Annotated in this window: 11 protein-coding genes; all 11 read left to right on the plus strand. The window is 43.8% G+C overall.

From position 1 onward, the window contains the following. Nucleotides 1–8: 8 nt before the first annotated feature. The 11 genes from OIM59_RS03465 to OIM59_RS03515 all read left to right on the plus strand — a co-directional run bounded on the left by OIM59_RS03465 (nucleotide 9) and on the right by OIM59_RS03515 (nucleotide 12,401). Nucleotides 9–734: a tyrosine-protein phosphatase gene (locus OIM59_RS03465; protein WP_299173789.1), complete on the plus strand. Its 726-nt coding sequence runs from the start codon at nucleotides 9–11 to the stop codon at nucleotides 732–734. Nucleotides 735–1,527: 793 nt separating this feature from the next. Then, a complete protein-coding gene (locus tag OIM59_RS03470) occupies nucleotides 1,528–2,400 on the plus strand; it encodes an N-acetylneuraminate synthase family protein (RefSeq protein ID WP_250803708.1) in 873 nt (290 codons plus the stop codon). Then, the gene (locus OIM59_RS03475) at nucleotides 2,394–3,551 is read left to right on the plus strand and encodes an acylneuraminate cytidylyltransferase (RefSeq protein WP_299173781.1); all 1,158 of its coding nucleotides are present in this window, start codon (nucleotides 2,394–2,396) and stop codon (nucleotides 3,549–3,551) included. The genes OIM59_RS03470 and OIM59_RS03475 overlap by 7 nt, the downstream gene beginning before the upstream one ends. Before the next feature lie 46 nt (nucleotides 3,552–3,597). Further along, the gene (locus tag OIM59_RS03480; RefSeq protein WP_299173777.1) at nucleotides 3,598–5,133 is read left to right on the plus strand and encodes a lipopolysaccharide biosynthesis protein; all 1,536 of its coding nucleotides are present in this window, start codon (nucleotides 3,598–3,600) and stop codon (nucleotides 5,131–5,133) included. Then, nucleotides 5,130–5,936: a glycosyltransferase family 2 protein gene (locus tag OIM59_RS03485; protein WP_299173774.1), complete on the plus strand. Its 807-nt coding sequence runs from the start codon at nucleotides 5,130–5,132 to the stop codon at nucleotides 5,934–5,936. The genes OIM59_RS03480 and OIM59_RS03485 overlap by 4 nt, the downstream gene beginning before the upstream one ends. Continuing rightward, nucleotides 5,923–6,918: a glycosyltransferase family A protein gene (locus OIM59_RS03490; protein ID WP_299173771.1), complete on the plus strand. Its 996-nt coding sequence runs from the start codon at nucleotides 5,923–5,925 to the stop codon at nucleotides 6,916–6,918. Before OIM59_RS03485 ends, OIM59_RS03490 begins: the two co-directional genes overlap by 14 nt. Next, nucleotides 6,915–7,874 carry a glycosyltransferase gene (locus OIM59_RS03495; RefSeq protein WP_299173769.1) on the plus strand — a complete coding sequence of 320 codons (960 nt, stop codon included), beginning with the start codon at nucleotides 6,915–6,917 and terminating at the stop codon, nucleotides 7,872–7,874. The genes OIM59_RS03490 and OIM59_RS03495 overlap by 4 nt, the downstream gene beginning before the upstream one ends. A 430-nt stretch (nucleotides 7,875–8,304) precedes the next feature. Then, a complete protein-coding gene (locus tag OIM59_RS03500) occupies nucleotides 8,305–9,183 on the plus strand; it encodes a hypothetical protein (RefSeq protein ID WP_299173766.1) in 879 nt (292 codons plus the stop codon). Continuing rightward, entirely contained in the window at nucleotides 9,164–10,393 is a 1,230-nt protein-coding gene (locus OIM59_RS03505; protein WP_299173763.1) for a hypothetical protein, read from the plus strand. Before OIM59_RS03500 ends, OIM59_RS03505 begins: the two co-directional genes overlap by 20 nt. After that, complete coding sequence (locus OIM59_RS03510; protein WP_303895094.1) at nucleotides 10,383–11,378, plus strand: acyltransferase; 996 nt, start codon at nucleotides 10,383–10,385, stop codon at nucleotides 11,376–11,378. Before OIM59_RS03505 ends, OIM59_RS03510 begins: the two co-directional genes overlap by 11 nt. Before the next feature lie 6 nt (nucleotides 11,379–11,384). Then, nucleotides 11,385–12,401, plus strand: coding sequence for a glycosyltransferase (locus tag OIM59_RS03515; RefSeq protein WP_299173758.1), 1,017 nt, complete (start codon nucleotides 11,385–11,387; stop codon nucleotides 12,399–12,401). Nucleotides 12,402–12,427: the final 26 nt, after the last annotated feature.

Consider the following 12,427-nt stretch of genomic DNA (forward strand, 5'->3'; position numbering starts at 1 on the left):
TTTGATTTATGTGGCCGTTCCGAAAAAAGCAGATGTTAGCGGAAAGTGGGTTCTTCAGTGGCTTTATTGACTGGCACAGCCACATCCTTCCCGGTGTGGACGATGGGGTGCAGACCATGGAAGAAGCTCTGCAAGTCTTAACCGAATATGAAAAATTGGGCGTGAAAGAAGTGTGGCTCACCCCACATATCATGGAAGACATTCCCAATACTACAGGTAAATTAAGAGAACGATTTGCAGAATTGCGAAGTGTCTATCAAGGTCCTGTGGTACTTAATCTTGCTTCGGAGAATATGCTTGATAATCTATTTGAAGAACGATTGGAAAGGAACGACCTCTTGCCCATAGGCAGAAACGGTGATCATCTCTTGATAGAAACCAGCTATTTCAATCCGCCAATGGCCTTGCAAAACATCCTGATGCGGATTAAGACCAAAGGTTATTACCCCGTATTGGCACATCCCGAACGTTATGTATATATGGAAGAAACCGAATACCGACAGTTGAAGACAATAGGCGTGAAGTTTCAGTTAAATCTGCCTTCTTTAGCCAATATGTATACAATAGATGTAGGAAAAAAAGCCGGTTGGCTGCTGAAAAACAATTTGTATGATTTTGTGGGCAGTGACTTGCATCGTCTGACAATTTGGAAAGAAAAAATTTTTGATAAACAAATTTCGGGAAACACATTGCGGATGTTACGGGGCATCCTGACAGCACTTTTCCCAGAATAAGATAAAGATTTACTTGTTGGCGTAGATAAATAACATTCGTTCAGTTCCGCCACTGGGTAATATTATAGCAATGAAATGATACGAAAAGTCATTAAGGAATTTGTGTCAGTTAACAGACTGAAGACACTGCGCATGAACTTTCATTACTTTCCTTTCCGTACCGCTTATAGACTTCCCATCATGATTTACAAAAATGTTAATATAAGCAAATTGGGGGGATTATTATTAATTCAACAATACATAGAGGCTTACTAACAATTGGTCGAAGGAATATTGGAACGGTGTATCATGAATATGTTAGAAGCATTTGGGAAGTTAGTGGAGAAATCGTTGTGGATGGTAAGGTTAGTTTTGGTTCCGGCAGTAGAATCAGCGTAGCATATGGAGCCAAGCTAAGAATCGGCAATAATTTCTTATTGACTGGGAATAGTAGCATCGTCTGCCAGAAAGAAATCACATTCGGTCGCGACTGCTTGTTGTCGTGGGAGATCCTGATAATGGACACTAATTTTCACAGAATAGTCAATAAGCAGGGAGAGCTTATAAATAAGCCGTCGTCCATTCATGTTAGCAACCACGTATGGATAGGCTGCCGGACCACACTGCTTAAGGGCACTGTAGTGCCAGATAATACCGTAATAGCAGCTGGTGCACTCATTACCAAACCGCTAACCGACAGCCAGCACATCTACGGTGGAAACAACAAAAAACTCAAAGGTAATGTGAATTGGAAAATGTAGTAGAAAATCCTACAATGATATTCACTCTTCGAATTAAATTAAACATTCAATATATGAACGCACCCAAAATTATTGCGGAAATCGGTTGCAATCACAAGGGTGACATGGCAATCGCAAAAGAGATGATAATGACTGCCGCCACTTATTGCAAAGTGGACGTGGTCAAGTTTCAGAAACGTTGTAATAAGGAGTTACTGACTCCCGAAGAATATAACGCTCCTCATCCCCATCCGGAAAACTCATACGGAAAAACTTACGGTGAACACCGAGAGTTTTTAGAATTCAATCTTGACCAGCATCGCCAATTGCAGGAATGGTGCAACGAATTCGGTGTGGAATATTCCACTTCCGTATGGGACATTACTTCCGCCAAGGAAATCTGTACCCTGCATCCGAATCTGATAAAAGTCCCCTCAGCCTGCAACCTGAACAAAGGCTTGTTGGAATATCTGTGCGATAACTTTGGTGGTGAAATACATCTGTCGTTCGGTATGACTACACGTGATGAGGAAGAACAGATTATCCGTTTCTTCGAATCCAAAGGGCGTAACAAGGATTTGGTAATATATGATTGTACTTCCGGTTATCCCGTACCATTCGAAGACATCTGTCTGCTTGAAATCACCCGTTTGCGTGAACTGTATGCAGACAGAGTAAAATCCATCGGCTTTTCAGGTCATCATTTAGGTATTGCCGTAGACTCTGCTGCCGTAGCTTTAGGCGCGGAATGGATAGAACGTCATTACACGCTCGACCGCACATGGAAAGGCACGGACCATGCCGCATCCTTGGAACCAGACGGTGTACGCAAGCTGGCACGTGACTGCCGTGCCGTGGCAAAGGCATTGACATATAAGAAAGAGGACATTCTTGATATCGAGAAAGTACAGAGAAATAAATTGAAGAAAAATCAAGTAAAATGGTAATTGCATTTGTACCAGTAAGGGGTGGTAGCAAGTCTATCCCCCTTAAAAATATCAAACCGTTTTGTGGCAAGCCCTTGGTTTGCTGGAACATCGAAGCATTGGAGCAATGTGATGCAGTGGATGAGATAGTGGTGGCTACAGACTCGGACAGGATAGAAGAAGTAGTTACGTCACAGGGATATAAGAAAACAAGGGTGTACCGTCGTTTGGCAGAAAATGCCTGCGACACGGCCAGCACGGAAAGCGTGATGCTGGAATACATCCACAATGCACAACTATCAGCCGAACATATCTTTATGCTGGTGCAGGCCACATCTCCACTCACCGAGACCATTCATTTCACAGAAGCCCTGCAGCTGTATGCGAAAGGGGATTATGACTCCATCCTGAGCTGCGTGCGCAATTACCGCTTCTTTTGGAATGCAGACGGCACATCCATGAACTACGATTACATGAACCGTCCACGACGCCAGGATTTCGGCGGTATGCTGATGGAAAACGGTGCTTTCTACATAAACAAGGTGGGTCACATTTTGGCCAACGGAAACAGACTGGGTGGCAGGATAGGCATCTACGAAATGCCCGAATATACCGCCACCGAGATAGACGAACCTGATGACTGGGCTGTGTTGGAAAACTTGATGCGCAGACATATTCTGTCACATCGGGGAAAGGCGTCTACTATGATAAAACTCTTCATATCCGATATTGACGGCACGCTGACCGATGGCGGGATGTATTACAGTGAGCATGGCGATGAACTGAAGAAATTCAACACCCGTGATGGTATGGGATTCGGTTTGTTAAAGAAGGCGGGGATTAAAACTGCCATTATCACTAGTGAGGATCGAAGGCTGAACCAGGTCCGCGCGGATAAACTCCGGTTGGACTATTTGGTGCAAGGCAAACGCGAGGGTGGAAAGCTGGCAGCCGCTCAGACAATCTGTAAAGAACTGGGCATAACCCTGAACGAAGTGGCATATATAGGCGATGACATAAACTGTATAGACCTGCTGTCTGCCGTTGGCTTGGCTGCATGTCCCATCGATGCACACCCACGTGTGAAAGGTATAGCCGACATAAAGGTCATGAGCAAAAAAGGCGGTGAGGGCTGTGTGCGGGAATTTATAGAAAGCATACTGCTGCAATGAAGCAAGCCGAGACGAACATGTTTGTTCCTATCAATAAAATAAAAACATGAATGAATCGAGAATAAACAAGGCACTGAAGAATGCACGGGTAAATTTTATTTTTTACTTCCTGATGTTCTTCATATCCTTCTATTCGCGCAAGATTTTCCTCGATACACTCGGACCTGAGTTTATAGGCCTGGCCGGTACGTTACAGAATATTCTGCAGATGCTTAGTCTGGCTGAAATAGGGATAGCTTCAGCCGTAAGTTTTCATCTGTATAAACCCATAAGGGAGGAGAACACAGCCAAGATAAACGATTTGATATCGCTGTATGGATGGTTCTACAGGATAGTAGGTTTCATCATTCTGGGATTGGCTATCATCGTATCGCTGTTCTTCCCTGTCATCTTCGATGAAACCACCCTACACTTAGGCGTAGTATATTTTGTGTTTTTTTGCTTTTTGGGATCCTCCCTAATAAGCTATTTTCTGAACTATAAACAGATACTGCTTACTGCCGATCAAAAGAACTATGTAGTAGCACAATACCTTCAAGGAGGACAAATAGTCAAGGTATTTGTGCAGCTATTCTGTTGCTACTACTACTGCAACTATTATCTTTGGGCCGTGATAGAATTTTCATTCTCGATATTTGCTTGCATAGTACTGAATAAAAAAATAAAGAAGACCTATCCGTGGCTGGTATCGCTACCTCAGAGAGGCAAACTCCTATATAAGGAATATCCCACTATCATAAAGAGCACGAAACAAATATTCATTCACAAAATAAAGGACTTCCTGCTAAAACAAAGCGACCAGATTCTGGTATTTGCATTCGTATCGCTAAAGTATGTGGCCTACTATAACAATTACTCGCTGATAATAAGCCGTGTAACCAGCCTATGTGAATCGGTGATGAACAGTGCCGGTGCGGGAGTAGGCAATTTGGTGGCAGAGGGAGATGCAAGGAAGATAATGAAAGTGTTTTGGGAACTGATGTCCATGCGCTATTTTGTAGCGGGTACCATATCGGCCATTCTGTATTTTATCATACCTCCCTTTATCCACAACTGGTTGGGCGAGGAATATATCCTGTCACAAATAGTGAACATCCTGTTGTGTGTCAACATGTTTATATCCATATCGAGAATCACGGTGGACAACTTCAACCATGCCTATGGGCAGTATGCAGACATCTGGGCAGCATGGACAGAAGGCGGTATAAACCTGACAGTGACAATCGTGGTGGGACTATATTATGGACTTGTGGGAATCTTATTAGGAAAGATTGTCAGCCTGTTTTTCATCGTCATACTTTGGAAACCCTACTACTTATTTCGCGATGGTTTCGGAAGAAGCATTGCAGAATACTGGTGGTCTGTGCTGCGATATGTCCTGCTATTCATCGTATCCTTTGCCATAACCTACTATGTTTCGATCGTGGTGCCACTACAGCCGGAGGAAAACTGGGCAGCGTTAGTGCTGTACGCCCTCATCATTTCGACAATCTTTGCGCTATCATATTTCTGCCTGATGCTACAGTTTGCGCACGGATTTAAAGATTTCCTTGTAACGCTAATCAAAAGAAGAAGAAAATGAAAGTATCGGTCATCACCATATCGTATAACGACCTGGCCGGTTTGCAAAGAACCATTCCGTCGGTCGTTGGTCAAACACGGTTTGACGTGGTGGAATATATCATCATAGACGGCGGTTCCACTGATGGATCGGAAGCCTTCATTGCGCAGTATCGGCCATACTTGTCGTACTATTGCAGCGAGAAAGACGGTGGCATCTACGAAGCCATGAACAAGGGGCTGAGGCACGCTACCGGCGAGTATGTAGTGTACACAAACTCCGGCGACATGCTATATGACAGTTCGGTAATAGAAAAATTCATCGCTGCAGACCCTACTGCCGATATCTGCATAGGTGACACCATTATAACATATGAATCAGGCCAAGAAAAGCTTTGGAAGAGCCAAAAAGACGTGAGCATGCGGATACTCTACGATGGCTCCGTAAGCCATCAGGCTTCATTTGTACGTACCGAAGTGTTGCGCAAGCATGGATTCGACGAGAGGTACAGAATAGTAAGCGACTGGAAACTGTTCATTCAGCTTTTCATATTTGATAACTGTTCTTATCAGAAACTGAACTTCGTAGTATGCCGGTTCATGTGGGGCGGTATCTCGTCGTACCATGAGAAAGCCCAAACAGAGAGAAAGTGCGTGCTGGATGAGTATTTTCCACCGAGACTGCAACAAGACCTTGCCTACCTGCACCACGGATATACCAAAGTGGAAAAGCAACTGAAGAAAATCAATCTTCATAAAAGAAGCGGCAGGTTCCTATCATTGATTATCGGACTAATATATAAGTATCAACATGGAAACAGATAGCATATCGGTTATCATACCTGTCTATAATGCCGCATGCAGCATTGGTCCCTGCATAGAGTCGATACTGCCACAGTCATACCTGCACGAAATAATCCTGGTAAACGATGGCAGCACCGACCATTCAGAGAAAGTCTGTTTATCCTATCAGGTAAAATACAAGGATAAAATACGCTATGTTTGTACGAAGAATCATGGACCTTCCCATGCCCGCAACAAGGGGCTTGACATGGCATCGGGAGAGTTTGTTATGTTTGTTGATGCCGACGACACAGTTTCTCCCGGCTGCTTCGGGTATGCAATGGAGGGACAGAAGAAGCTTGATGCAGACATCTGTTTTTGGGGGATGACAAAGCATTTCCCTGGTAGCGGTAGCGTCTCTTATATCCCGAAAGAAGACCAGGCCGAAGGGAATGAAGCTTGCCAGAAGGTCATGCTTGCTCTGAAGCTGAACAAAGAGCGGTATTTTTATTTTGGATTCACTTGGAATAAACTGTTCAAAAAAAATATTATAGACAAATATGGTCTAACGTTCCGGGAGGATATTTCGGTGGCCGAAGACGAACTGTTCACTGCCGAATATTGCCGGCACATACGGTCTATAAAGGTTTTGCCGCAGGCTCTATACAACTACCAGATAGCCGCAGACAGCCTGACAATGAAACGGAAACCCCAGGACGAGTATATAACTGTGAGCGAAACGCTCATGCAACTTTCTGACACTTATATCTACCCCCCCCTGACCGCATTTGACAGGATCAGAGCCTATAGTTTCGCCCTTCGCGGGTATTTGGAGAATGGGGCAGTAGCCCTTTTCACCAACAGGCAGCTAAGGCATATCTTGCTGCACGTAAGAGCGGAAGACGTTCCTACAGCCTATTTCCAGTATAAGCCTAACCTTACAAGAAGTGCCTTAAGCATCCGCCATGCAGCTGTAAGAGCACTTTATCTGCTATTCATCCACCTCTTTAAGCATATAAAATGAACAGAACCTATCAGATAGCCGCGGTTGTAGTGACATACAATCGCAAAGACTGCCTCGTGCAATGTATGAAAGCATTGGCTGCGCAGACTTACCTGCCAGCCACTATCATTATCGTAGACAACGCATCAACCGATGGCACCATGGAAGCATTACATGACAATGGATTCAATGTAAAAGACCATGAACGGATAAGATGTGGCAAAACGGAAATAATGTATGAGAGACTGGAGCAAAACATGGGAGGTGCGGGTGGTTTTTATCATGGCATCAAGACAGGTTATGAGATGAACCTCTACGATGCATTCTGGGTGATGGACGATGACGGATTGCCGCACAGAGACAGCCTGAAACACATGGTGGGTTATTTAGATCACTATGACTACATTTCTCCGTTATGCCTAGCGGCCGAAAATCATGCAATGCTGGCCTTCGACCATAAAGGAGTGCCATTGGCATCGGACTATATAGCCAAATTTGCCGTAGATGGTGTGGTACACCACGATGCATTCCCCTTTAACGGGGTGATGTATTCGCGCACTTTCGTAGAAAAGGTGGGGCTGCCAAGAAAGGAATTCTTCATCTGGGGCGATGAGGCAAACTACCATAGAAGAGGAATCGTACAGGGATTTGAACCTGTGGTGATAGTAGATGCCATACACTACCATCCGTTGAACAGAGCCGAATATTACGACATGAATATGCTGGGAAAGAATCGTAAGATTATTCTGACTAACTCGCTGCTAAGGCTATATTGCATGCACCGCAATGCAGCTGCAAATGCTTTGATGGACTTTCCGTGTAAGGCTGCTAAGAACCTGCTCTTGCGGTATCTCGTCTATAGCAAATACTATCTGAGCATAGAAAAATCGTTCAAACATTGGAGGGTATTCAACAATGCATTCTTTGCTGGTTTGTTTGGGCTGTTCGAAGGACACAAGAAATATTTAAAGCAATAGTATGTCGATAGCAAAAGCACTGACCCATATACAGTTCGAGGGCTTCTGTCCATTCGATTTCTCCCGAGGATTCAGAATCATATCCGAAAATGATGAAATGGGCATATCCCGGCAAAAATGGCATAAGAGGTATATCAACCTGACACATCATCTTTTGGTAATAATCAGGACTATATGGTTTGTTTCACTAAAACCCTTTTTCCAAAAAAGTGAATTGGGCGAAATAGTATTTGTACTGGCTCCTCCCGGCGTACAGCACAGGCGCAAAGATATAGCACAAATGTACGACAAGGTGCGCGGGCTGACCAATGGATGCGATGGTGTATTGTTAGAACAATACATTGGACATGAATTCAGGTGGGACAGAACAAAAAAGCTTCTACACTATACCTTGTCGTGGTGGCAAAACCTGCACGCAACACATTTGTCTGTGAGAGAAAAATTGCGGATAGTAAGGGAACTAATTACGCTGCACGACTTCTCGTGCATCATGGAGACGTTGCCCGACTACAAACTGGCCCTCGTGTTTTACGATGCCAACCTGTACAACAACTATTTCGTCTGCTACGCCAAACAGAAAGGCTGTAAAACGGCTACACTGCAGCATGGTGTCATGGTGGCCGCAAGGCCTGAGGTGCATGACAACATCGACTTTAAAGGTATAGAGTTCGATTGCTTCGTAAGCGATTATTTCCTTGCCTGGAATAATTTTACCTATCGGGAGGCAGTCAGGAGTGGCATGGAAGACCGACGGATTCGGGTATTAGGAATAGCCAAATGCATAGGAAAAACAAGAAAAGTCACTGCCAAGGGTGAGATAAAACGGCTGGGGGTGTTACTGGACGGGAAATTCTCTGACGTTAACAACGGACGGCTTGTCAGAATAGTAGATGAATACTGCCAACGCAACAACAAGCATTACATCCTGAAGTATCACCCGGCCTATAAGGGGAACGAATTTGAGAACCTCTTGAGCTCCTGTGGCAAGCAAATGCCTATAACAGCTACCCTTGATGAACTGATAGCGCAAACTGATGGAATAGTGGTATCCAATTCGACTGCCTTATTCGAGTTGGCCTACCTTGGTGTTCCTTTCTTTCGCTTCAAAAGCGATCCTTTGATAGACAAATTCCGTGACCTACATATTCCCATGTTTTCGGGCTCATTGGAACTAAGTTTGTTGGTTTTATCTTACGAGGCAGGAAATTACCTGATAGATACTAAAGAACTATGTGGAACTTCGGGAAGTGTAGGAAACATCTATCGTAAATTTTTGGAAGAGTTCTTCTATGAAAAATACGCTCATTAAATACCTGCCATGGCTGTTCATACTGATTATGATAGAGCCATCGTTTCAAAGGAGTACACTTCACATCTTTCCAGCTGTCGTTACATTTACATTTCATACATTGTTTGTAATTCTGGCGATAACCATATGGAAGGAGGAGAGGTTTCCCTACAGCCGTCTGCTAAATATCTTAATGCTATGGATATTTATTTGTATTATCAGGGGCATTTTTGTGTCAGGCAACTATTGGGATTACAAAAGCCTATATAGGTATTCGCTTGCACTACTGTCATCGCTCGGCATACTGGTATTCATGTCGCCCTACAGGGTAATACACTGTCTAAGGATGTATTTCAAGTATATTGTTCCCATTTCGGTGGTGGCTTTACCGTTTTTTCATACATGGTCGTGGTTCTGGATGTATTATGTATTCTTTGTCATGATTATATTCTACCCTATAATCTATAGGAAAAATCTGTTTCTGGCCATCACCATATTTTTCACCTTTATAGATGCTGGTGCAAGAAGTGTATTTATCAAAGTCGGCATGGCACTGGGTCTGTCACAACTGATCAGGATAAGTGCTCATCTGAGAGATCGTGTCTACCAGATACTGGGCTATGGTCTCTATATACTCACCCTATGTCTATTGACACTGGGACTATCGGGGGTATTCAATGTGTTCGACATGAAAAGCTATATGCCCAATGCCGTCGCAAAAAACAAAGAACTGTCGCAAGATACTAGAACGTGGCTATACAGGGAGGCTATCACATCTGCTGTAGCAAACGATTATGTTATTATGGGAAGAACTCCCGCAAGGGGTTATGATTCTAACTATAATCCACTAAAAAATGATATTCGGGAAAGATCCAGAATTTCAGGCGACAACGTACAAGACTTAAATATGGAGCGAAATGCCGAGGTGTTTTTCCTAAATGTATTCACGTGGACGGGACTGATAGGCGTAGTGCTGTTTTCCTTAATGTTCCTTATGGCTACACACATAGCCCTTAAAACAGCCCGGAATGACTTTGTCAAAATAATTGGGGTCTACGTGGCGTTCAGATTTATGTATGGATGGATAGAAGAAGCGCTTACCCTCAATGGAAACATCCTGTGTTTATGGTTGGTAATGGGCATTTGCTATTCACCCCATTTCCGAGCAATGACAAACCGTGAAATTGTAAAATTCTTTAAACATGCCTTGCTACTTCCCTATGTACGATAAACTACAATATACCCGAGAACAATCGCAGATGTTGAAAGGAGTGGCCATCCTGTTTATGATATGCTTTCATCTGTTTGCTCCCAATCCAGCTTCGCCACAGAATGGCCTTTCATTTTCCTACACGGGTATAGATGCCGTAATAGGTCACTTCTGCGATAGGACGGTACCTTTATATATCTTCATGACTGGCTACAGCCTGTATATATGCGCCATACCTTCTGTAAAGGAGGTTCTTACGCAAAAAGTCATCCCTTTATATAGACAGATGTGGATACTAGCATTGATCTTCCTGCCCATACTGTTCCTTTTAGGAAAAATAGAATGGAGTTTGGGCAGGTTTTTGCACACTATCATCATTGGCGACGGATATATACGCATCTGGTGGTACGTGGGCTTCTATGCTCTCCTGATGACTATCGTAAGTGTGGCATACGCCATATGTAACAAAGTGAGAGGTAAAATAATACACATATTAATACCTGTCACCGTAGTGGCTCTGCTGCTGTATTTCCTGGTGGACGACAAATACAATATGCCTTTTCTGATAAATCGTTTCGTAAAGTTTACGGTATATCTGCTACTGGGATACTGGGTGGCTCGGTATAGGATGCTATCGTACTACAGGCGGAACGTTGTTGTGTCGGTTGTGCTGTTGGCAATTATAGTTGGCTTGAACAATCTGCCTATGCACGATTTCCTTTACAGGCTATACCGTCTGCTGTCCTTTCCACTCATGGTGGCTTGCTTTATAGACATCATAGACCGCAGGGGTATGCGTAACACATTCCAATACTTGGGTCATCATTCCACTAACATTTGGCTCATACACGGCTTCTTCTTCTATTATTTTTACCAGTACGTCTATATGCCTAAATATTGGTTGCTGATACTGGTGTCTTTTACAGTGGTCAATATTGCTTGTTCCTTAGGCTACAACCACCTTATAGGCAACGTATTTACATCAAAGAGACATAACAACAAATAAAACAACATGAAGGTTTTAATTTACGACCACACCTGTGCGTACCTCACGCCGGGTGGTAAAACCACACACGCCCTGAAATTGCAGCAGGAGATTAGTAAACTCGGCGTGGACATTCAGTTTGCCCGTTGGTGGGACCAGAGCCAGGAGGATGCCGACATCATTCACTTCTTATCGGCCGATGCAGACATGGCTAAAACGGCTAAGCAGAAAGGCATGAAGACGTTCTTCTCGATGATATTCGACTTCGAGAGCAACAAGTCGGAACGTGCAAAGCGGTATCAGCGTATAAAAAACAGATTTATCGACAAACTGCCCTATTCGGTATCGAAGTCTGCCTATTGGAAAGCTTTGCCTTACATGGACATGGTGCAATTTATGCACATTTACGACAAAAGCAATGCCTTTGCCTATTTCCCACGTTTGCTTCGTGAAGATAAGACTGTACTGATACCCCATGCATACGACCCAGCCGAAATGAATATATCCAGTCATCTTGACATAAAAGAGATGAAGTTCCCGGATAAGTATCTGGTATCAGTAGCCAATATTTCGCCTCGCAAACAGACCTTGAAATTGGCACAATATGCCAAAGCATCCCAAGTGCCTGTGGTATTCATGGGCAGCCACAGGGACGATCTCTACTATAAACAATTCATGCAGGAGGTAGACAATAAGTATGTATACTATCCTGGCTATGTGAGCAAGACGTGGAGGGATTGCATAGAGTCGCACGCCAGTGGGTTTGTACTACTTAGTTTAGGTGAAAGCGGCTGCATTGCAGTCTACGAGGCTGCGGCATACCACATGCCATTACTTCTCAGCAACAAGCCTTGGGCCTGGGGATATGAGCATCCCACAGACATCTTCTTTTGCGACCAGCAGGATAGTAATGCGGCTATCGGACAGCTGAGGCAATTTTATGAAAAGGCAGGGAAATTGGAGCGTCCACCCTTCCAAATTCACACGTGGGCAGAGGTGGCAAAGAAGTATATAGATTGTTATGAGTCTATTTTACGGAGGTAGTGCAGTTTTGTCTGATTCAATATCCA

Origin of the sequence: Bacteroides mediterraneensis (genome assembly GCF_025993685.1) — a bacterium.
In the GTDB taxonomy this organism is placed as follows: Bacteria; Bacteroidota; Bacteroidia; order Bacteroidales; family Bacteroidaceae; genus Phocaeicola; species Phocaeicola mediterraneensis_A.